The 21,646-nt window shown below is 69.6% G+C and carries 14 protein-coding genes and 1 tRNA gene; 5 read left to right on the forward strand and 10 right to left on the reverse strand.

What is annotated here, in order from left to right; all coding sequences use genetic code 11:
• Positions 1-462: 462 nt before the first annotated feature.
• Positions 463-2,766: a TonB-dependent receptor family protein gene (locus tag MFF40_RS11765; protein ID WP_238260557.1), complete on the forward strand. Its 2,304-nt coding sequence runs from the start codon at positions 463-465 to the stop codon at positions 2,764-2,766.
• 174 nt (positions 2,767-2,940) lie between these two features.
• Here the strand turns inward: MFF40_RS11765 and MFF40_RS11770 are convergent.
• The 4 genes from MFF40_RS11770 to MFF40_RS11785 all read right to left on the reverse strand — a co-directional run bounded on the left by MFF40_RS11770 (position 2,941) and on the right by MFF40_RS11785 (position 7,296).
• Positions 2,941-3,015 (reverse strand) — tRNA-Gln (locus MFF40_RS11770).
• Positions 3,016-3,145: 130 nt separating this feature from the next.
• Entirely contained in the window at positions 3,146-4,723 is a 1,578-nt protein-coding gene (locus tag MFF40_RS11775; RefSeq protein ID WP_238260558.1) for an aldehyde dehydrogenase (NADP(+)), read from the reverse strand.
• 61 nt (positions 4,724-4,784) lie between these two features.
• Entirely contained in the window at positions 4,785-6,455 is a 1,671-nt protein-coding gene (locus MFF40_RS11780) for a thiamine pyrophosphate-binding protein (RefSeq protein ID WP_238260559.1), read from the reverse strand.
• Positions 6,456-6,603: 148 nt separating this feature from the next.
• A complete protein-coding gene (locus tag MFF40_RS11785; RefSeq protein ID WP_238260560.1) occupies positions 6,604-7,296 on the reverse strand; it encodes a GntR family transcriptional regulator in 693 nt (230 codons plus the stop codon).
• Between the two features lie 182 nt (positions 7,297-7,478).
• On the opposite strand from MFF40_RS11785, the gene MFF40_RS11790 reads away from it, so the two are divergent.
• From MFF40_RS11790 to MFF40_RS11800, 3 genes are all read left to right on the forward strand, one after another.
• A complete protein-coding gene (locus MFF40_RS11790; protein ID WP_147856414.1) occupies positions 7,479-8,198 on the forward strand; it encodes a ribonuclease activity regulator RraA in 720 nt (239 codons plus the stop codon).
• 305 nt (positions 8,199-8,503) lie between these two features.
• Positions 8,504-10,234 carry an L-arabinonate dehydratase gene (gene araD, locus MFF40_RS11795; RefSeq protein ID WP_238260561.1) on the forward strand — a complete coding sequence of 577 codons (1,731 nt, stop codon included), beginning with the start codon at positions 8,504-8,506 and terminating at the stop codon, positions 10,232-10,234.
• A gap of 100 nt (positions 10,235-10,334) precedes the next feature.
• Complete coding sequence (locus MFF40_RS11800) at positions 10,335-11,339, forward strand: SMP-30/gluconolactonase/LRE family protein (protein WP_238260562.1); 1,005 nt, start codon at positions 10,335-10,337, stop codon at positions 11,337-11,339.
• A gap of 238 nt (positions 11,340-11,577) precedes the next feature.
• Here the strand turns inward: MFF40_RS11800 and metH are convergent, their stop codons facing one another.
• From metH to MFF40_RS11820, 4 genes are all read right to left on the reverse strand, one after another.
• Positions 11,578-15,330, reverse strand: a complete 3,753-nt coding sequence (metH, locus tag MFF40_RS11805; protein WP_238260563.1) for a methionine synthase — start codon at positions 15,328-15,330, stop codon at positions 11,578-11,580.
• A gap of 174 nt (positions 15,331-15,504) precedes the next feature.
• Positions 15,505-15,756 carry a hypothetical protein gene (locus MFF40_RS11810; RefSeq protein ID WP_147897025.1) on the reverse strand — a complete coding sequence of 84 codons (252 nt, stop codon included), beginning with the start codon at positions 15,754-15,756 and terminating at the stop codon, positions 15,505-15,507.
• A gap of 39 nt (positions 15,757-15,795) precedes the next feature.
• A complete protein-coding gene (metF, locus tag MFF40_RS11815) occupies positions 15,796-16,716 on the reverse strand; it encodes a methylenetetrahydrofolate reductase [NAD(P)H] (protein WP_238260564.1) in 921 nt (306 codons plus the stop codon).
• 75 nt (positions 16,717-16,791) lie between these two features.
• On the reverse strand, positions 16,792-17,817 hold the full coding sequence (locus MFF40_RS11820) for an ArsR/SmtB family transcription factor (protein ID WP_147897026.1): 1,026 nt from the start codon (positions 17,815-17,817) through the stop codon (positions 16,792-16,794).
• A gap of 123 nt (positions 17,818-17,940) precedes the next feature.
• Between MFF40_RS11820 and MFF40_RS11825 the strand changes: the two genes are divergently transcribed.
• Complete coding sequence (locus tag MFF40_RS11825) at positions 17,941-18,522, forward strand: histidine phosphatase family protein (protein WP_147897027.1); 582 nt, start codon at positions 17,941-17,943, stop codon at positions 18,520-18,522.
• 8 nt (positions 18,523-18,530) lie between these two features.
• Here MFF40_RS11825 and MFF40_RS11830 read toward each other — a convergent pair whose 3' ends face one another.
• Positions 18,531-19,427, reverse strand: coding sequence for a bestrophin family protein (locus MFF40_RS11830; RefSeq protein WP_147897028.1), 897 nt, complete (start codon positions 19,425-19,427; stop codon positions 18,531-18,533).
• A 237-nt stretch (positions 19,428-19,664) separates the two neighbouring features.
• The gene (locus tag MFF40_RS11835) at positions 19,665-21,410 is read right to left on the reverse strand and encodes an enoyl-CoA hydratase-related protein (RefSeq protein WP_238260565.1); all 1,746 of its coding nucleotides are present in this window, start codon (positions 21,408-21,410) and stop codon (positions 19,665-19,667) included.
• Positions 21,411-21,646: the final 236 nt, after the last annotated feature.

Below are 21,646 nucleotides of genomic sequence, written 5' to 3' on the forward strand. Positions count from 1 at the left end.
CAAGGGTATCGGCGGCGTCCTCGCGCAACCTTGATTCAGGGCCTCCCGAACGGCCGACCTGCCATATCCGGCCGTAACAGGCCTTGAGCCACCCACGGTCACAATCCGGTGACCTCGCAGCAGCGGGGCGCGAGCGATTGGCGAGCCGCGGTCCGTCCCCTGTCCGGGTAGCGAGCGTCGACCGCACTGCAGCGGGATCCGCGCCGACAACCGCGAGCCGGCTGCGCCAGCGCGGAACGCTGCTCGCAACGACCGTACGATCCGGAACGTCACTGCTCGACGGGAACGTCGATATAGGGCCGATCTCAATCTCTGACCGTAGTGCGTACCACTTTCGCATGTTACGCGCGTGTCATCGATTGCGTCTCGACGCACGCGCAGCGCCTTTCGCCATCCGGCATTCATCCGAAACGTCGGGTAGGCTCACACGACCATGTGCGTGACCGACGGCCCTCCGGAGCCATGATCCGCCACCGTGCCGCTTGCGGCGTCATCGCACTTCTCGCGGCCTCCCCGCTGTGCACCGGCGCTGGCGCTGCTCCGGCAACACGCCCCCTTGTCCTGGAGGAGTTGTCCGTCGTGGGCGACGCGCACCCGCCCACTGGACAGCCCGCAGCCAGCCCCCTGATGGACGACCGAGACCGGCCAATCCGAGAACCGGCGGGAGCGCCGACGACCCGGCTGGGCGCGATTGCGAATCGGCCCGCGGCCGACATCGGCCAGGTCCTGATCGACAGTCCCGGCGTCACGATCCGTCAGGGGACGGGTGGCCGCGATGTGATCGTGTCGATCCGCGGCAGCAATGCCCGGTCGACAGGCACGAACAGGAACATCGTCGTCGTGGAAGACGGCTTCTCCCTGACACAACCGGACGGTGTTTCCCGCTTCGATCTGACCGACCCGCACGCCTACAGCCGCATCGACGTGTTCCGCGGACCGCAATCGGCGTTGTTCGGCAATTACGCCACGGGGGGCGCCATCGCGTTCCAGACCCGGACCGGCCGCAAGATCGACGGCTACGAGATCGGCACCGACGCCGGCAGCTTCGGATACCTCAACACCTATTTCACCGTGGGCGGCGCCAGCGGGCCGTTTGAGATCAGCCTGTTCGCCAGCGATGTCCGCGCCAACGGCTATCAGGATCATTCGAGCTACGACACGCAGACGATCAACCTCTTGGCGAACTATACCCCGACCCCGGACAATCGCTTTACTTTGAAGGTCATCGACAACACGCTCGACGCGAACCTCGCGGCCCGCTCCTCCCTGGCGCAGTACCGGATCAACCCCTACCAGCGCGGCTGCGCGGCCGCCGCGACCGCTGCGCCGGGCTGCACGACGGTCGCGTATTTCGTCAACGGCGCCTTCGGACCGACGGCGGCGGTCACGGCGAGCGAGGCGGCCCTGTTGCGCGCCGACCAGCGTTCGGTGGTGGCCGCGCGCTGGGAGCACGACCTCGACGCGTCCACGACCATGCGCACGCAGCTCGGTTTCGATGAGCGAGCCTTCAACCAGCCGTTCACGACGGCGGCACCGCGCGGATCGTACCCCGCCTGGAATGTCCTCACCGACCTGAGGCGACAGGATACGCTGTTCGGGCTCCCGGCGGTCGGCTACGCGGCGCTTACCTACAACACGATCGACGGCCACGCCGCCATCTTCAACAGGGTGCCGTACGGCGGCCCGCGCCTGGGGGCCCTCATCGGCGATCAGCGCACCGTGCAGGACAATCTCGGCGGGCGGGCTCGGATCGAGCTGACGCTCGGAGAGCACTGGACGGCCGTGGCGGGTTTCGGTGTCGAGCGTACGGCCATCACCGGGCGGAACGACACGTTCTCGACCAGCGCCGCCGGCACGGTCGGCACGGTCGTGCGCGTGGATCGCAGCTTCCTGAACGTCGCGCCGGAGCTGGCGCTGGTCTTCAGCCCCGCTCGCGAATGGCAGGTTCGCGGCCGGGCGGCCGTCGGCTACGGGACGCCTGCGGCGACCAACCTGTTCATCACACCAGCGGGGCAACCGGGCGACAACGTGCAGCTTCAAGCCCAGAGGAACCTGGGGTTTGACCTCGCGGTGAACTGGTCGCCCGCACCGGACTTGCAGCTGTCCGTGACGGGCTTCTACGAACTGTTCCGCAACGAACTGCTCTCGCAGTCACCCGGGGCGGGCCTGTTGCCGTATGTCTTCAATGCTCCAGCCTCGGAACACCGGGGTATCGAGATCGGTGGCCGCTGGATTTCACGGGACGGCTGGCGGGCTACATTGGCCTACACCCACGACGACCAAGTCTACACGAACTTCGTGGAGCGACTCAGCGCCGGAACACGGGCCGCCCGCTTCGACCGTGCGGGCAACCACATCCCCGGCGTGCCCACGGACGCAGCCTTGATCCGGCTCGGCTACGAGCAGACGGATGGGCCGTGGGCGGGCGTGGGCCTGTTCGTCGAGGCGGTCTCCCAGAGCAGCTTCTTCATCGACAACGCGAACCTGCTGAAAGCGGCCGGTTTTGCCGTCGTCAACCTCAACCTGCACTATGACCGGGCCTTGACGAGCGCCGCGGACACAGGCTTCGCCCGGCGGCTGAGCCTCTACCTCGAGCTGCGCAACCTGCTCGATCGGGTCTACACCAACTCGGCACAGAACCTCGCCGATACCATCAACGCCAACACCGGCGTTCAGAACGGAGCGGGCATCCTCGCCCAGACGACAGGCTCGATCTTCGCCGGCGCCCCACGCACGCTGATCGGCGGTATGAAGCTCGCGTTTTGAAGACTCGGCGGATCGAGAACTTGTTCGCTCCGGCTGGTCTGGGAGCGGGGCAAGACATGCGTCCCTGACCGTTTCGGACAACGGTCCTCCCGAGTGAACCTGGACGGCGCGGTCGGCCCGGGCGGGTTCGATAACAGCCGGAGAGTCAACGGCCGGCTGAGAATCACAGGACTTTGGCTGGGGCGCCAGGATTCGAACCTGGGAATGGCGGTACCAAAAACCGCTGCCTTACCACTTGGCGACGCCCCACCGTGGGCCGGGGCTGTCTAGACGGGCAGCCCCGGCCTGGCAAGCGGTCGTTCGGGCGCGGACGGCGGGGTTCGAGCCTGCGGCGCGCGGGGATGGACGGCTCGCGCCTGGCCCCGCGGCCCTGGGGCTTTCAGCGGCGCTCGAGGGTGCCGTCGAGCCGGCGCGGGAGGTTGAGCGGGTTGGCCTCCTGGAGCGCTGCAGGCAGCAGGGCGTCGGGGAGGTCCTGGTAGCTCACGGGCCGGAGGAACCGGTCGATCGCGAGGCTCCCCACCGAGGTCGTGCGCCCGTCCGAGGTCGCCGGATACGGGCCGCCATGGACCATGGCGTGGGCCACCTCGACCCCGGTGCCGAAACCGTCGATCAGGATGCGCCCGACCCGACGCTCCAGCAGCGGGAGCAGCCCGCGCACGGCCGCATGATCCTCTTGGGCGATGTGCAGGGACGCCGTGAGCTGTCCCTCGAGTCGCTCCAGCACCGCCCGCATCGCGGCGAGGTCGGGGCAGCGCACCACCAGGGCCGCCGCGCCGAACATCTCCTCCTGCAACGCCGGCTCGGCCAGGAAAGCGTCCGAATCGGTGGCGAACAGGGCTGCCCGGCCCTGGGTGGCCGTGCCCTCCGGCCCTTCGGCGAGCTGCGTCACGGCGGCGTGCCGGCTCAGCCGCGCGACGCCCTCGCAATAGGCCCGGTGGATGCCAGGGGTCAGCATGGTCGCGGCCGGGCTCTCCCGCAGGGCGGCCGTGGCCGAGGCCAGGAAGGCGTCGAGGCCGGGGCCGGGCACCGCCAGGATCAGGCCCGGATTGGTGCAGAACTGCCCGGCTCCGAGGGTCAGCGAGGCCGCGAAGGCTCGCCCGATCGCCTCGCCCCGCGCCGCCAGGGCGCCCGGGAACAGCAGGACCGGGTTGATGCTGCTCATCTCGGCATAGACCGGGATCGGGCGGGGACGCTTGGCCGCGATCTCCATCAGGGCGGTGCCGCCCCGGCGCGATCCGGTGAAGCCGACCGCGGCGATCCGGGGATCGGCCACCAGCCCCTGCCCGATCGACTGGCCGGCATCGAACAGCAGCGAGAAGACGCCCTCCGGCAGGCCGCTCGCGGCGACCGCCTTCTGGATCGCCCGGCCGACCAATTCCGAAGTGCCGGGATGGGCCGGGTGCGCCTTGACGATCACCGGGCAGCCGGCCGCCAGCGCCGAGGCGGTGTCGCCGCCGGCCACCGAGAAGGCGAGCGGGAAGTTGCTCGCGCCGAACACCGCCACCGGTCCCACGGCGAGCATCCGCAGGCGCAGGTCCGGCCGCGGCAGCGGCTTGCGGTCCGGCAGCGCCGGATCGATCCGGATCTGGAAGGCGCTGCCCTCGCGCAAGACGCCGGCGAACAGGCGCAGCTGACCCACGGTGCGGCCACGCTCGCCCTCGATCCGCGGCCGGGGCAGGCCGGTCTCCTCCATGCAGCGGGTGACGAGGTCGTCGCCGATGTCGAGGATGTTGGCCGCGATCGCCTCCAGGAAGGCCGCCCGGGCCTCCGGCGCGGTCTCGCGGTAGGTGTCGAAGGCCGAATCCGCCAGGGCGCAGGCCCGGTCCAGATCGTCGAGGCTCGCGCCCGGGAACTCGGGTTCCAGGGTGTTGCCGGTGGCCGCCTCCACGGCCCGGAACGCGGCCTGCGTGCCTCGCCGGGCCTGAGCGCCGATCAGGTTCTCGCCACGCACGGTCATAATCGACTCCTGTTCGAAACGGGTGCGGATGCTCCGCACCGGGTCGGTGAAACGGGGCCTCTCAGCCCTCGCGTGCCGCCAGGGCCTTCGCGCGGATCGCCGCGAGGGTCATGGTCGGTGTCAGCGCCTCCGGGTCGACGAGGCAGTGGATCATCGCCGGCAGGCCGGCGGCGAGGCTGCGCTCGAAGGCGGGGGCGAACTCCTCGGTGCGCTCGACGCGCTCGCCATGGCCGCCGCAGGAGCGGGCCAGGGCGGCGAAATCCGGATTGCGCAGCTCGGTCGCGGAGACCCGCCCGGGATACTCGCGCTCCTGGTGCATCCGGATCGTGCCGTACATGCCGTTGTCGAGGACCACGATCACGATGGCGATGCCGTACTGCACGGCGGTGGCGAATTCCTGCACGGTCATCATCACGTCGCCGTCGCCCGCGAGCGCCACGACGATCCGATCCGGTAGGCTGCGCTTGGCCATCACGGCCGCCGGCAGCCCGTAGCCCATCGACCCCGATGTCGGGGCAAGTTGCGTCCCGAAGGCTCGGAACCTGTAGTAGCGATGGATCCAGGTGGCGAAGTTGCCGGCGCCGTTGCAGATCACCGCATCGCGCGGCAGCCGCTCCCGCAGCCAGGTGATCGCCTGGCCGTACTGGAACGCCCCGGGCTTGGGGGCCGGAGTTTCGGACCAGGCGCGGTAGGATGCGTGGGCCTCGGCGGCGCGCCCCGCCGCCGGCGCGTCGTAGCCCGGCAGGGCGGCGCAGAACGCCCCCGGGCTCGCCTGGATCGCCAGCGCCGGCTGATAGACCCGGCCGAGTTCCTCCGGATCGGGATGGATGTGGACCAGCGGCAGGCCGGGATCGGGGATGCCGAGCAGGCCGTAGGATTGCGCCGGCATTTCGGAGAGGCGGCCGCCGACCATGAGCAGCAGATCGGAGCCCTTGATCCGGGCCAGAAGATCCGGGTTCGGCCCGATCCCGAGTTCGCCCGCAAAATTCGGGTGGTCGGCATCGAACAGGTTGGCCCGCCGGAACGAGACCGCCACCGGCACGTCGTGGCGCTCGGCCCAAGCCGCCAGGGCGGCGCGGGCGGATTCCGTCCAGCGCGCGCCGCCGAGCAGGACGACCGGCCGCCGCGCCGCGGCCAGCATCGTGCGCAGCCGCTCCACATCCTCCGGCGACGGGGCGGGCTCGGCCGGGACCACACGCGGCGCGTCGGCGACCGCCGCGACATCGTCGAGCATGTCCTCCGGCAGGGCGATCACCACCGGCCCGGGGCGGCCCTGCAGCGCGACCCGGAAGGCCCGCGCGAGGATCTCCGGGATGCGGGCCGCGTCGTCGATCTCCACCGCCCACTTGGCCAGGCCGCCGAACATCTGACGGTAATCAACCTCCTGGAACGCCTCCCGGCCCCGCATCGCCCGGCCGATCTGCCCGACGAACAGGATCATCGGCGTCGAATCCTGGCGCGCGATGTGGACGCCCGCCGAGGCGTTGGTGGCGCCGGGCCCGCGGGTGACGAAGCAGATGCCCGGCCGGCCGGTGAGCTTGCCGGCGGCCTCCGCCATGATCGCGGCGCCGCCCTCCTGCCGGCACACAAGCACGTCGATGCCGCTGTCGCGCAGGGCGTCGAGCACCGCGAGGTAGCTCTCGCCGGGGACGCAGGTCACCCGCTCGACGCCCTGGACGAGCAACTGATCGACGAGCACCTGCGCACCGGTGCGTGTGGGCAATCCGCTCAAGCCGTTTCTCCCTGGCGATGATGCCGCCCGGAGGAGGTCTCCAGGGGCGGCCGGCCTGTCGCGGCCCTGAGCCTTACCGATGCCGTGTCCTGGGATGCGACTGATATGTCAGCCTCAGGGTAGGGCTGCGGGTGGCCCGGTCAACCTGTCAGACCAGAGGCCGTCGGTCGAGGGCCCGGCGCGTCATCTGATCGAGGAGGTCGAACAGCGTCGCGATTCCGGCAAGGGCCGTCTCGGCGTCCCGGGCGGCGATGCCGGCCACGATCGTGGCGTGGATCCCGGCGCAGTCTCGGAAGCTGGCGGTGGGCTCGTGGCTGTACCAGAAGCGCCGGGACTGGGCGTGGAGCGGGCCCATCGTGCCGGTCAGCGTCTGGTTGTAGGCCGCTGCGACCATCGCCTCGTGCAGGGCGCGCTTGAGCCGGAAGTAGACCTCGCGGTCCCGGGCCCCCGCGGCCACCAGCAAGCCCTGGGTATGCCGCTGCAGGGCGTCGAGGTCGTGGTCCGAGGCGCGGGCGATGATGCAGCGGGCCATCGTCTCGTCCAGCGGGCGCCGGACCTCCAGCAATTCGAGGTGGCGGATGACGTCGACCGGGGTGACGAGCACGCCGCGGCGCGGATGGACCTCGACGAAGCCGATCGTCTTGAGCCGCGCCAGCGCCTCGCGGACCGGGGTGCGCCCGAGCGCCAGTTCCGCGCCGAGTTCGCCCTCGGACACCATCGCACCCGGCGCGAGGCGGCGGCTGATGATCATCTGCTCGATGGCGTCGTAGGCGGTCTCGGCGAGGGAACGAGGCCGTCCCGCGTCGGTCGCGATCGCGCGCGCGTCGGGGCTCGCCGTCAAGCTCCTCGCATCCCCCAACCCGATCCCCTCCCGAAGCCTTGGCTTGCTTCAGTTGACAATGGCTCCAGTCGGCGCACTACTCAAGCGCTGAGATATCAGGGGTCGCCCAGGGCGCAACTGCGCCGACCGGATCCTCGACGATCCGGGCTCGATGGCGACCGCCTTCATGGGAGGAGATGCGGATGGCCGGGCTGTCCCCTGCGACGCGCGACAAGCTCAAGACCGTCAGCACGGCGACGCTGATGACCGCGCTGTTCAAGCGCGGCCTGCGCAACCAGATGATCCAGGGCGTGCGCCCGCTGAAGGCCGGCGGCGGCACGATGGTCGGCGAGGCGTTCACCCTGCGCTACATGCCCGCCCGCGAGGACCTGAACCCGATCACGGTGTTCCGCGACCGCGCGCATCCGCAGCGCAAGGCGGTGGAGGAGTGCCCGCCCGGCGCCGTGTTCGTGATCGACAGCCGCAAGGACGCCCGGGCGGCCTCGGCCGGCTCGATCCTGGCGACCCGGCTGATGGTGCGGGGCTGCGCCGGGCTCGTCACCGACGGCGGCTTCCGCGACGCCGACGAGATCGCCCAGCTCGACATGCCGAGCTACCACGTGCGCCCCTCGGCGCCGACGAACCTCACCCATCATCAGGCCATCGACATCAACGTGCCGATCGGCTGCGGCGACGCCCCGGTCTTCCCGGGCGACGTGATCGTGGGCGACGGCGACGGCGTGGCGGTGATTCCGGCCCATCTCGCCGACGAGGTCGCCGACGAGGCGGTGGAGATGACCGCCTACGAAGATTTCGTCACCGAAGAGGTCCGCAAGGGGCGCTCGATCCTCGGCCTCTACCCAGCCACCGACGAGCAGAGTCTCGCCGACTTCGCCGCGTGGCGGAAGCAGACCGGGCGCTGACAAAGGCTGGCCCCGGTACGGTGACGCGTGCAGCTCTAGCAGGACGTCCGTGAGACGCTCGGGATCGACTGTGGGCGGTTCGGGTCGACCGGCGTGCAACACCAGTGCGCCGGCGAAGACAACGATACCATCCCGACGGAGGCCACTGGCACCTGCGAGGCCAGACTGTATTTCTCGGCGGCCTGCGCGGTCAGCTCCAGCATGTCGCCTTCTTTGCGGCCCGCTCCGCTGTGGTGGCCAAGGCGTCGCCGAAGCCGAACCGATCCACTCAGCCCGACCGAACGCGTGAGACCGGAGACCGCTTGATGACCGCACACAAGAAGACCCTCGGTGATCTGCGCAGTCAGCGCTGGTTCGGCGCCACCGACCTGCGCAGCTTCGGCCACCGCTCGCGTATGCTTCAGATGGGCTACGAGCGCGCCGACTTCACCGGCAAGCCGATTGTCGGGATCATCAATACCTGGAGCGACATCAATCCCTGCCACCAGCATTTCAAAGCGCGGGTCGAGCACGTGAAGCGCGGCGTCTGGCAAGCGGGCGGGTTTCCGATCGAACTCCCGGCGCTCTCCTTGTCCGAAAACTTCGTCAAGCCGACCACGATGCTCTACCGCAACCTCCTGGCCATGGAGGTGGAGGAGCTGCTGCGTCAGCACCCGGTCGACGGGGCGGTGCTGATGGGCGGTTGCGACAAGACCACGCCCGGCACGGTGATGGGCGGCATCTCCATGAACCTGCCGATGATCTTCCTGCCGGCCGGGCCGATGATGCGGGGGCATTCCGGCGGGACGATCCTCGGCTCGGGCTCCGACGTCTGGAAGTACTGGGCCGAGAAGGAAGCCGGCGCCATCACCACGCAGCAGTGGAACGACATGGAGGCGGGCATCGCCCGCTCGGCCGGAACCTGCATGACCATGGGCACGGCCTCGACGATGACGTCGATCACCGAGGCTCTGGGCCTGTCGCTGCCGGGCTCGGCCTCGATTCCCGCTGCCGACGCCGACCATCCGCGCATGGCCAGCGCCTGCGGCCGGCGCATCGTCGAGATGATCTGGGAGGACCTGAAGCCGTCCGACATCCTCGACCGGCGCTCGATCGACAACGCCCTGGTGGTCCACAACGCGCTCGCCGGCTCGACCAACGCGATGATCCATCTGGTGGCGATGGCCGGGCGGGCCGGGATCCCGATCAAGCTCGCGGAGTTCGACGAGTTCGCCCAGAAGGTGCCGGTGATCGCCAACCTGCGGCCCTCGGGCCAGTGGCTGATGGAGGATTTCCACATCGCCGGCGGCATCCGGGCGCTGATGGTACGGCTGTCCCCCCTCCTCCACCTCGACGCCCGCTCGGTCACGGGCGGTACGGTCGGCGACGGGCTCGCCGGCATGAGCGTCTATAACGACGACGTGATCCGCCCGCTGGACAAGCCGATCGTGACGACCGGCGGCACCGCGATCCTGTACGGCAACCTTGCGCCGCATGGCTGCGTGATCAAGCCGCCGGCCGCGGATCCGCGCTTCCTCAAGCATACCGGCCCGGCCCTGGTGTTCGACGATTACGACGCCATGAGCGCGGCGGTGAACGACCTCGACCTCGACGTCACCCCGGACCACATCATGGTCCTGCGCAACGCCGGCCCGATCGGCGGCCCGGGCATGCCGGAATGGGGCATGCTGCCGATCCCGAAGGTGCTGCTCCGGCAGGGCGTGCGCGACATGCTGCGGATCTCGGACGCGCGCATGAGCGGCACCAGCTACGGCGCCTGCATCCTGCACGTCTCGCCGGAATCGGCGGCCGGCGGGCCGCTGGCCGCGGTGCGCAACGGCGACCGCATCACGGTCGACGTGGCCGAGCGGCGCATCCACCTGCACCTCGACGAGGTCGAGATCGCCGCCCGCGTGGCCGCGTTCGTACCGCCGAACCGGGCCTATCCGCGGGGCTACAACCGCCTGTTCGCTCAGCACGTCCGACAGGCGCACGAGGGCTGCGACTTCGATTTCCTGGAGGGCGCCGGCGGCATTCCCGAACCCGAGATCCACTGACACCAGCCCGCCGGACGCGGTCCCAGCCCGGCGCAAGGAAGCCCGTCGAAAGAGCGGTCCGTCGGCGATGGCCGGCGGCTGATAAGAACCGGGAGGATACATGGCCACGATCGCACGCAGGGGCCTGCTCGCGGGCGCGGCCCTGCTCGGGGCCGCGCGGGCGGCCGGGGCCGGATGGGAGCCGTCGCTGCGCGTGCCCGACCCGGCCGTGGAAGTGCTCGACCCGGCCTTCGCCAAGTACCGCCTCGCCTCCGCCACCGTGGAGCGGGTCGCCACCGGCCTGCGCTGGGCCGAGGGGCCGGTCTGGTTCGGCGACATGGGGGCGCTGCTGTTCAGCGACGTGGTCAACGACCGCATCATGCGCTGGGACGAGGCCTCCGGCGCGCTCACGGTGTTCCGCAAGCCGTCCGCCTATGCCAACGGCAACACCCGGGACCGGCAAGGGCGCCTCGTCACCTGCCAGCACAAGACCCGGAGCGTCACCCGGACCGAGCATGACGGCGCGATCACCACGCTGCTCGATCGGTTCGACGGCAAGCCGCTCAATTCGCCCAACGACGTGGTCTGCCATTCCGACGGCGCCGTCTGGTTCACGGACCCGGCCTTCGGGCCGAACCCGCACGAGTCGATGGCGGCTCCGGAGCTTCCGGGCAACGTCTACCGCATCGACCCGGCCACCGGGCAGGCGAGCCTGGCGGTGGCCGGGCTCGCGGGACCGAACGGGCTGGCCTTCTCACCGGACGAGTCCAAGCTCTACGTCATCGAGGCGCGCGCCAAGCCGAACCGCCTGATCCGCGTCTACGACGTGGTCGAGAACGGCACCAAGACCGCCAACGGACGGGTGTTCTTCGACGCCGGCACCGGCACGCCGGACGGGTTCCGGGTCGATGTCGACGGCAACCTCTGGTGCGGCTGGGGCATGAGCGAGGCCGAGGACGGCGTGCTCGTCCTGTCGCCGCAGGCCAAGCCGATCGGCCGGATCCGTCTGCCCGAACGCTGCGCCAACCTCTGCTTCGGCGGCCTCAACCGCAACCTGCTGCTGATGACCGCCTCGCACTCCGTCTACGCGCTCTACGTCAACACCCGCGGCGCCGGGACCTGCTGAGCCCAGCCGCGCGGCGTTCCTCCGAAAGAGCCGAAACGCATCGTCATTCCGGGGCCGCGCAGCGGAGCCCGGAATCCAGAGCCGCCGAGCTTGCCGGCTTTGAGCAACCCGCCTCGCATTGTTCGGGCTCGCCTGTGGTTCTGGATTCCGGGCTCTCGCCTGCGGCGAGCCCCGGAATGACGACGCGGGTGTTCTGGCGCCGCAAGGCGTCCCTTAAAGGTGATGCCTGCCGAGCCTCCTACTCCGCGGCTTCCGCCAGGTACCGCGTCGGGTCGTAGTTCAGGATCGGCCCGAGCCAGCGTTCGACCTCGCGGATGTCCATGCCCTTGCGCAGGGCGTAGTCCTCGACCTGGTCGCGCTCGACCTTGGCGACGCCGAAGTAATGCGCCTGCGGGTGCGCCAGGTAGAGGCCCGAGACCGAGGAGCCCGGCCACATGGCGTAGGACTCGGTCAGCTTCACCCCGATCCGACGCTCGGCCTTCAGGAGATCGAACAGCTGCGTCTTCTCGGTGTGGTCGGGCTGGGACGGGTAGCCCGGGGCCGGACGGATGCCGGCATAGGGCTCGCTCGTCAGTTCGGCGGGCGTGTAGGTCTCGTCCGCCGCGTAACCCCAGAACTCCCGGCGGACGCGCTCGTGCATGCGCTCGGCGAAGGCCTCGGCGATCCGGTCGGCCAGCGCCTTCACCAGGATCGCCCGGTAATCGTCGTTGGCCCGCTCGAACCGCTCGGCGATCCGCACCTCCTCCAGGCCGGCCGTGACCACGAAGCCGCCGACGTAATCGGCGATGCCGGTCTCCGCGGGGGCGACGAAGTCCGACAGGCAGGTGTTGGGCCGGCCGTCGCGCTTCGAGAGCTGCTGGCGCAGGCCGTGGAAGGTCGCCAGCCGGTCGCTGCGGCTCTCGCCGGTGTAGAGCACGATGTCGTCGCCGACGCTGTTGGCCGGCCAGAAGCCGATCACACCCTTCGGGTTGAACCAGCGCTCCGCCACGATCTGCTGGAGCATCTCCTGCGCGTCCTCGTAGAGGGCGCGTGCCGCGGGACCCTGGTCCGGGTCGTCCAGGATCGCCGGGAAGCGACCCTTGAATTCGTAGGTCTGCAGGAACGGCGTCCAGTCGATGTAAGGCACGAGGTCGGCGACCTCGTAGGACCCGAACACCCGGGCATCCGTGAAGGCCGGCTTCTTCGGCGCGTAGCCCGACCAGTCGACCTTGAACGCGTTGGCCCGGGCCTTGGCCAGGGGCAGGCGCTGCTTGTCGAGTTCCGAGCGGGCATGGGCGGCCGAGACCTTGGCGTACTCGGCGCGCACCTTCTCGATCGTCGTGTCGCGGGTCTCCTTGGACAGCAGGCTCGACACCACGCCGACCGCACGACTCGCGTCCGTGACGTAGACTGCCTGGCCCTTGGCGTAGGCCGGATGGATCTTCACCGCGGTGTGGACGCGGCTGGTCGTGGCGCCGCCAATCAGCAGCGGCACGGAAAAACCCTCGCGCTCCATCTCGCCCGCGACATGGACCATCTCGTCGAGCGACGGCGTGATCAGGCCGGACAGGCCGACGATGTCGACGTTCTCCTTGCGGGCCACGTCGAGGATCTTGGCGGCCGGGACCATCACGCCGAGATCGATGATCTCATAGTTGTTGCAGGCCAGCACGACGCCGACGATGTTCTTGCCGATGTCGTGGACGTCGCCCTTCACGGTGGCCATCAGCACCTTGCCGGCGGCCTGGCGCCTGCCGTCGCCGCCATTGGCGCGCTTCTCCTCCTCCATGTAGGGCTCGAGATAGGCGACCGCCTGCTTCATCACCCGGGCGGACTTCACCACCTGGGGCAGGAACATCTTGCCGGCGCCGAACAGGTCGCCGACCACGTTCATGCCGGCCATCAGCGGCCCCTCGATGACGTGGAGCGGGCGCTCGACGCCCTGCCGCGCCTCTTCGGTGTCGGCGATGATGTACTCGGTGATGCCGTTGACCAGCGCGTGCTCGATGCGCTTGGCCACCGGGGCCTCGCGCCAGGTCAGGTCGGCGGTCTTGGCCTGGGCCGAGGCGCCGGTCTTGAAGCGCTCGGCCGATTCCAGCAGGCGCTCGGTGGAATCGTCGCGGCGGTTGAGGACGACGTCCTCGCACAGCGCGCGCAGCTCCGCCGGGATCTCGTCGTAGACGGCCAGCTGGCCGGCGTTGACGATGCCCATATCCATCCCGGCCTGGATGCAGTGGTACAGGAACACCGCGTGCATCGCCTCGCGCACCGGCTCGTTGCCGCGGAACGCGAAGCTCAGGTTCGAGACGCCGCCCGAGATGTGGGCGTGCGGCAGGGTCTCGCGGATCGTCCGGGTCGCCTCGATGAAGGCGACGCCGTAGCCGTTATGCTCCTCGATGCCCGTGGCGACCGCGAAGATGTTCGGATCGAAGATGATGTCTTCCGGCGGGTAGCCGACCTGCTCGGTCAGGATCCGGTAGGCCTTGGTGCAGATCTCGACCTTGCGCTCGTAGGTGTCCGCCTGGCCCTGCTCGTCGAAGGCCATCACCACCACGGCGGCGCCGTAGGAACGGCAGACGCGGGCCGCCTCGATGAACTTCTCCTCGCCCTCCTTCATGGAGATCGAGTTCACGATCGCCTTGCCCTGGATGCATTTCAGGCCGGCCTCGATCACCTCGAACTTCGAGGAATCGACCATCACCGGGACCCGGGCGATGTCGGGCTCGGCGGCGACGAGGTTCAGGAACTCGACCATCGCCTTCTGCGAGTCGAGCAGGCCTTCGTCCATGTTGACGTCGATGATCTGGGCGCCGGCGGCGACCTGATCGCGGGCGACGTCCAGGGCGGCGGCGTAGTCGCCGTTGGTGATGAGCTTCCTGAACTTGGCCGACCCGGTGACGTTGGTGCGCTCACCGACGTTCACGAACGGGATTTCCTTCGTCAGCACGAAGGGCTCCAGGCCCGAGAGCCGCATCAGGCGCGGGATCTCGGGGATCTGCCGGGGCGCCTTGCCGGCGACCGCCTCGCTGATCGCCCGGATATGGTCCGGCGTGGTGCCGCAGCAGCCGCCGACCATGTTGACGAGGCCGGCTTGCGCGAACTCTCCGACCAGCGCCCCCATGGCTTCCGGGCTCTCGTCGTAGAGACCGAACTCGTTGGGCAGGCCGGCATTCGGGTAGGCGCAGACCAGGGTGTCGCAGATCCGCGACAGCTCGGCGATGTGGCCGCGCATCTCGCGGGCGCCCAGCGCGCAATTCAGGCCGAAGGTCAGCGGATCGGAGTGGCGCAGCGCGTTCCAGAACGCCGCCGGGGTCTGGCCCGACAGCGTCCGGCCCGACAGGTCGGTGATCGTGCCGGAGATCTGGATCGGCAGGCGGATCCCGGTCTCCTCGAACACCGCCCAGCAGGCGGCCACCGCCGCCTTGGCGTTGAGCGTGTCGAAGATCGTCTCGATCAGGATCAACTCGGCCCCGCCGGCGATCAGGCCGCGGACCTGCTCCATGTAGGCGGTCTTGACCTGATCGAAGGTCACCGCGCGGTAGCCGGGATTGTTCACGTCCGGCGAGATCGACAGCGTGCGGTTCGTCGGGCCGATGGCGCCGGCGACGAAGCGGCGGCGGCCATCCTGTTTCTCGGCGAGCCGCGCGGCCTCGCGGGCGAGGCGCGCGCCCTCCCGGTTCAGGTCGTGGATGATCGATTCGAGGCCGTAATCGCCTTGCGCGATCGTGGTGCCGGAAAACGTGTTGGTCTCGCAGACGTCGGCGCCGGCCAGGAAGTAGTCGAGGTGGATCTGCCGGATCGCGTCCGGCTGCGTCAGGATCAGGAGGTCGTTGTTGCCCTTCTGATCGTTCGGATGATCCTTGAAGCGGTCGCCGCGGAAATCCGCCTCGGTCAGCCCGAGCCGCTGGATCACGGTGCCCATCGCCCCGTCGAGGACGAGGATCTTTTCCGACGCGCGCTGACGCAGCGCGCTTGCGATCTCGGTGCCGTCGACGGGCGGAAAGTCAGTCATGATCGGTCCCAACAGACCACCTCATCCTGAGGTGCCGGAGCGAAGCGGAAGCCTCGAAGGAGGCGTCGAGATTTTTGTGGGTCCCTGGAGCCTACCTGCGATGCCGTTGCGCGGCACCCAGGATGAGGCAGAGGGTGGAGTTCTCGTTTCGGACCAGCCCGGAAATGGTCCGGGTCAGCCCGCTTTCTCCAGGGCGGCGAGCCGCTTTTCGAGGGCGTCGAGGCGCTCTTCGACCTGGGCAGCCGCGTAGCGTCCGAGGACCGATTCGCCGTTAACGGCTTCCCGCAGATTGTCGAACCGACGTTCCAGCTTGTCGAAGCGGGTATCATGCTCCTCAAGCTTGCGATCGATGCGCTCGAATCCAGAGTGGATCTCGGTCCGCATCTCCCGAAGAAGCGGAAGAATCATATCTTGCGGTTCAGCCATAATCCCGCCCCCTGCTGCGCCGTGCGGGCGCAGCTGAATTTAGGCCGCCGCCTTCTCCGCTGCCAGCTTCGGCGCCTGCGCGCGCAGGCCCAGCAGATGGCAGATCGCGTAGACGAGGTCGGAGCGGTTCATCGAGTAGAAGTGGAAGTCCTGGACCCCCTCGTCCACCAGGTCGAGCACCTGCTCGGCCGCCACGGCGGCGGCGACGAGCCGGCGGGTCTCCACGTCGTTGTCGAGACCCTCGAAGCGGGCGGCCAGCCAGTAGGGCACCGAGGCGCCGGTGCGGCGGGCGAAGTTGGCCGACTGCTTGAAGTTCTGCACCGTCAGGATGCCCGGGATGATCGGGATCGTGATCCCGGCGGCACGGACCTTCTCGAGGTAACGCAGGTAGACCTCGTTCTCGAAGAAGAACTGCGTGATCGCCTGGTCGGCCCCGGCATCGACCTTGGCCTTCAGGGCATAGATGTCGGCATCGAGGGTGGCGGCCTCCGGGTGCTTCTCGGGATAGGCCGAGACCGAGACCTTGAAGTCGCCGATGCGCTTGATCCCCGCTACCAGCTCGGCGGTCGTGGCGTAGCCTTCAGGATGCGGCCGGTAGGCGTGGCCGACGCCGTCGGCCGGATCGCCGCGCAGGGCCACGATGTGGCGGACGCCGACATCCCAGTAGGACTGCACCACCGCGTCGATCTCCTCGCGGCTGGCATCCACGCAGGTCAGGTGCGCGGCGGGCTTGAGGGTCGTCTCGCGGATCATCCGGGCGACCGTGTTGTGGGTCCGCTCCCGGGTCGAGCCGCCGGCCCCGTAGGTCACGGAGACGAATTTCGGCTGAAGCGGTGCCAGCCGCTCGATCGACGACCACAGGACCTTCTCCATCTCGTCGGTCTTGGGCGGGAAGAACTCGATCGAGACGCGGATCGGGTGGTAGCCGTCTCGGCTGGCGCGGTGGGCGGGTCGGCGCATCGGGTCTCGTCCTCTATGTCGGTCGGTTCAGACGATAAGGGTGATGGGTTGTGCGGAGGTCGCCGGATTTCGGGGTCAGGCGACCGCGCGCTGGAGCGGTTCGGCGGCGCGGTCGAGGCCTGCCTGCCGATGGCTGGCTTCCTGCGCGAGCCAGAGCGTGACGGTCAGCTGGCCGGCCTCCCGGGGCACCAGATCGCGGGTCGCGACCGTGGCGAGCCCGGCCTCGGCCAGCCAGCCGGAGACTTGATCCGCGGAGAAGCCGAGCCGGCGATGGGCCTGGCTCGTCCGCAGGAATTCGAGATCGTGCGGCGCGAAATCCACCACCAGGAGCCGTCCGCCCGGCGCCACGAGACGCACGGCGCCCCGCAGGGCGCGGGCCGGATCGTCGAGATAATGAAGCACCTGATGCACCACCACCAGATCGAAGCTCGCCCGGGCGAAGGGCGGCGCATGGATGTCGCCCTGGCGTAGGTCCACCCGCGACAGGCCCCGCCGCTCCAGGTTGGCCCGGGCGACCGACAGCATGGCGTGGCTCGAATCGAGGCCCGTGGCCCGGGCGGCCCGCGGGGCGAGCAGGCCGAGCATCTTGCCGGTGCCGGTGCCGAGATCGATCAGGCTGCCGAGGGGGCGCTCACCCAGCGCGTCGAGGACCGCCGCCTCGACCGTGGCCTCGGGGACATGCAGGGAGCGTAGCTCGTCCCATTTGGGCGCGAGCCGGGCAAAGAAGGTCTGGGCCGTCTCGGCCCGCTGGGTGCGGACCGCGTCGAGCCGGGCACGATCTTCCGAGAGAGGCGGCGTGCTCCGGTCCAGCCCGGACAGGAGCGGGTCGGCCAGGCCGGCCCGGGACTCGGACAGGCGGAAGAACGCCCAGGCTCCTTCGCGATGACGCTCGACGAGGCCGGCCTCCACCAGGAGCTTGAGATGGCGCGAGATGCGCGGCTGCGACTGGCCCAGGATGTCGGTGAGGTCGGAGACCGACAATTCACCGTCGGTGAGCAGCGCCAGGATGCGCAGGCGGGTCTCCTCGGCCGCGGCGCGCAGGACGCCCAGGGCTTCCGGAAAAGGGATCGATCCCGCCGTTCGACTCTCAGCGCTAGACATAAAGATATGTTTATGTCCGTTTTATCGGAGGCGCAAGGGTGATGTTGCGGCGTCGACGCATTGTCTCGGCGCCGGGTGCCGGATCGGCGCAGGCGCGTTGACCGCGCGTACTCGGAGGCGCGCATGTCCCAGACCAAGCTTCCGCAGATCACCCTGGTCCGCCACGGCGAGACCGCCTGGAGCTTGTCCGGGCAACATACCGGGCGCAGCGACATCCCGTTGACGCCGGCGGGTGAGGCGGCGGCCCGCACCCTCGCGCCGCGCCTGGCAGCCGGAGCCTATGCGGCCGTCTGGTCGAGCCCGTCGAGCCGCGCGGCGACCACCTGCGCGCTTGCGGGGTTCGGCGCGGACCGCACGATCGATCCGGACCTCGCCGAGTGGGATTACGGCGCCTACGAGGGCCGGACCACGAAAGAGATCCTGGCCGAGCGCCCGGGCTGGCGGTTGTTCCGCGACGGATGCCCCGGCGGCGAAACGGCAGCCGATGTCGGCGCCCGGGCCGATCGGGTCATCGCCCGGATCCGCGCCCTGGATGCGGATCTGATCCTCTTTTCCAGCGCCCATTGTCTGCGCGTGCTCGCCGCCCGCTGGATCGGCCTGCCGACGGAGGGCGGCGCGCTGCTGGTGCTCGGCACCGCCAGCGTCAGCGTCCTTGGCTATGAGCACGACCGGAGCGAACCGGTCCTGCGGGCCTGGAACGGCTGATCCCGACGCTACCGCAGCCAATACCCGTCCGGTGCCAGCGGCGCCGGCATCGGCTCGTCCAGCGCGTGGTGGACGATGCGGTCGACGGCCCGGACCATCGCGTCGAGGGGCAGGTCGTTCGGCTCGGTGCCGAAGGGCTCCTCCAACTCGTCGCCCAGGGCGTCGAGGCCGAAGAACGTGTAGCCGACGAGCGCCACCACGACCGGCGTCGCCCAGCCGAGTGAGCCGGTGAGGCCCACCGGCAGCAGCAGGCAGTACAGCCAGGCGGTGCGGTAGACGAGCAGCGTGTACGCGAAGGGCAGCGGCGTGTTGGCGATCCGCTCGCAGGCGGTGTGCACCCCGGACAAAGCCTCGATCCGCGCCTCCAGAAGGCCGAACTGGATGTCGGTCAGGCGCCCGGCCCGCATCAGCCCGGCGAGGTCGCGGGTCAGGGCGGCCAGGACCGAGTCGGTCGGGTTCGGGCCGCAGAGGTCCGAGCCCGGCGCCTTTCCATCCACGGCCTTGGCTTCGTCGAGACCGCGCAGGCGGGCATGCAGGCCGTGCGCGAAGGCCGACAGGCGCCGCAGCTGGGGCGCCGCCTCGGCGGCCGGCAACAGGGCCGGCAGCAGGCGGGCGAGGTTGCGCACCTCGCCGATCAGGCTGCCCCAGGCTTTGCGGGCCTCCCACCAGCGCTCGTAGCAGGCGTTGTTGCGAAAACTCAGGAAGATCGACAGGGCGAGGCCGACCAGCGTGAACGGCGCGACCCCGGCGGTCACCGGGAAGAAGGCTGGCCAGCGCGCCTCCGCCCAGACCACCAGGCAGGAGACCGCGACGATCCCGACGAGTTTTTGGGCCACCCGCGGCAGGATCGAGCCCTGCATCGTGAACAACAGGGTGAACAGGTTGGGCCGGGTGCGGACGATCATCGGGGCTTCGCGGCGAAGGGCCGGCCCTCCTGCCCTGCCCTCCCGGCTGCGGCAAGGGGCCGGCCGGACACGACCCCGTGGTCTCCCGCCGCCCGGGGCTGGGCTGCCCCGCGCGCGTCAGCCCCGAAGGTGACGCCGGGGTTGCCGCGATCGGCCTGACCTCTCCTGTAACTCCCGCGCCTCAAGACGGGATCTGGGATGGAAGTCGTGGTTCGGCGGGGCCGTCGGGGTGGCCTCCTAGAACGCCGATCCGCGCAAAGCCTCCGGCGGGGCGATCGTCTCCAGGCGATCCAGCGCGGCCAGCATGCGCACCGAGACGGGCGACCAGCAGGCGGGGCGCTTGTGGACGAAGGCGCTGCGGGCGCGGTGATAGGGCGCGTCCGGCTGATGGAAGTTCCGATCCATCTGCGTCAGCTCGTGCCGGCGATAGGCATCGAGCGGCCGGCGATCCTCGTCCTCGGCTCGCTGCAGGCGCTTGCGGTCCGTGAGCGCGGCGTGGCGTTCCGCCTGCCCTGCGGCGAAGGCCTGGACGGTTCTGGCGAAGTGCTCGGCATCACCCCGGATCGCCTCGTCCGCTAAGCCGATCTCCGCGGCCCGCCGGCCGCTGATCGGCAGGCATCCCTCGGTCAAATGGACGGCGCGCTCCCAGCCGACCCGGCGGGGCAGGAGATAGGTCCAGTATTCCGAGCCGTAGAGCCAGCCCATCGTGCGGTAATGCGGATTGAGCACGATGCTGTCCCGGACCAGCACGAAATCCGCGGCCAGCGGCAGGATCGCGCCGCCCGCGCCGGCATTGCGGCCGAGCGCCGCGACGACGATCATGTCGGTCGCGGTGATGATCTCGCGCACCAGGTCGTCCATCGCGACGATGTTCGCCCAGGATTCCGCGGCCGGGTCGGCGCTCGCCTCGATCGCGTTGAGATGGATGCCGTTCGACCAGTGGTCGCCGCCCGCCAGCACGATGACCTTGGCGGAACTCTCCGCCGCCTGCCGGAACGCCGCTTGGAGCCGGCGGCATTGTACCGTGCTCATCGCGCCGTTGTGGAAGTCGAAATGCAGGGTGGCGACAGTGCCGGCCCGCTCGACGCGCACCTCTTCGACCGGGTTGGGATGCGCTAGCCCGGCCGGGGCGGCGACGGGCAGGTCGGCCGGGATCCGGTCACCCAGCACGTCCACGGCGCTGCGCTTGATCCCGCCGCCGCCCTCCAGCTTCGGCTTCAGGCGGCCGATCCAGACCGCGCCGTCGACCGTCGCGCGGCAGATCGCGCCGCTCTCGGATTGGGCGATCACCTGGCCCGGCGCGCCGCGCAGGTCCGGCTCCGCGCAGGCGGCGTGGAGGAAGACAGGGAGGCCGTAGATCGCGTCGAGCACGCCCGGCATCCCGTCGGCCGCGTGGATCCGCGCCAGGATTTCGGCGGTCCCGCACCGGTTCCAGTCAATGCACCGATCGGCCTGCTTCATCGACGGACGCAGCCGGCCGAGCGCGGTCGGGGCGGCGTAATCGAGCGGCCTCGGCCGGAATCCCGGCGTCTGGAGGTTGGCGAGCGCCTCCCACAGGCAGGCGATTGCGGCGTCGATCGCCTCGCGCCGGTAGACGCTGCTCTTGGGCGCCTGGCGCAGCGGGAAGGTGCGCGTCGCCCAGATCGGGCCGGCATCCATCTCGGCTTCCGCCTGAAGCAGGGTCACGCCCCACCGGTCCCATCGTTCCTGGATGGCCCAGTCGAGCGCCGAGGCGCCGCGGTCGCCCTCGATGCCGGGATGCACGATCAGCGTCAGGTGCTGGCGCCAGATCCGGTCCGGGATCGCGCGGGTGAGGAAGGGGGCGATGGTCAGATCCGGCCGGAACGCGGCGAACGCCTCGTCCAGGCGCTGCTCGTCGCCACCGTAGATCTCGACGGCGACCTCGTATCCGGCATCGGACAGATCGACGAAGAAGCGCTGCGTCATGCTGTTGAACGCAGACGAGACTAAGAGGGCGCGCATCGCAGGTATCCAAGACATCGACAGTGAGTTCGAGTCCCGTCCCGGATTTTCCCGCCCTTATGACCTCTGGTTATCGATTGTGATTGCCGAAAAGGTGAATTTTTTGAGAATAACCGTAAAAACGAAGCGATTCCCTGCAGCGATCAAGAACTAGTCTGCGGGAAGACATGGGGCAAGCCGTAAATCCGCTTGCCCGGCATGCGTTTCACACGGCCGATGGTACGGTGTCTTCACCG

Source organism: Methylobacterium mesophilicum, assembly GCF_022179445.1.
Classification (GTDB): domain Bacteria; phylum Pseudomonadota; class Alphaproteobacteria; order Rhizobiales; family Beijerinckiaceae; genus Methylobacterium; species Methylobacterium mesophilicum.

Bases quoted from the DNA above. Each gene is read 5' to 3' on its own strand.
- MFF40_RS11765 (WP_238260557.1), top strand. From the start codon at position 463: ATGATCCGCCACCGTGCCGCTTGCGGCGTCATCGCACTTCTCGCGGCC.
- MFF40_RS11775 (WP_238260558.1), bottom strand. From the start codon at position 4,723: ATGACCGTGCGTGGCGAGAACCTGATCGGCGCTCAGGCCCGGCGAGGC.
- MFF40_RS11790 (WP_147856414.1), top strand. From the start codon at position 7,479: ATGGCCGGGCTGTCCCCTGCGACGCGCGACAAGCTCAAGACCGTCAGC.
- araD (WP_238260561.1), top strand. From the start codon at position 8,504: ATGACCGCACACAAGAAGACCCTCGGTGATCTGCGCAGTCAGCGCTGG.
- MFF40_RS11800 (WP_238260562.1), top strand. From the start codon at position 10,335: ATGGCCACGATCGCACGCAGGGGCCTGCTCGCGGGCGCGGCCCTGCTC.
- metH (WP_238260563.1), bottom strand. From the start codon at position 15,330: ATGACTGACTTTCCGCCCGTCGACGGCACCGAGATCGCAAGCGCGCTG.
- MFF40_RS11810 (WP_147897025.1), bottom strand. From the start codon at position 15,756: ATGGCTGAACCGCAAGATATGATTCTTCCGCTTCTTCGGGAGATGCGG.
- metF (WP_238260564.1), bottom strand. From the start codon at position 16,716: ATGCGCCGACCCGCCCACCGCGCCAGCCGAGACGGCTACCACCCGATC.
- MFF40_RS11820 (WP_147897026.1), bottom strand. From the start codon at position 17,817: ATGTCTAGCGCTGAGAGTCGAACGGCGGGATCGATCCCTTTTCCGGAA.
- MFF40_RS11825 (WP_147897027.1), top strand. From the start codon at position 17,941: ATGTCCCAGACCAAGCTTCCGCAGATCACCCTGGTCCGCCACGGCGAG.
- MFF40_RS11830 (WP_147897028.1), bottom strand. From the start codon at position 19,427: ATGATCGTCCGCACCCGGCCCAACCTGTTCACCCTGTTGTTCACGATG.
- MFF40_RS11835 (WP_238260565.1), bottom strand. From the start codon at position 21,410: ATGCGCGCCCTCTTAGTCTCGTCTGCGTTCAACAGCATGACGCAGCGC.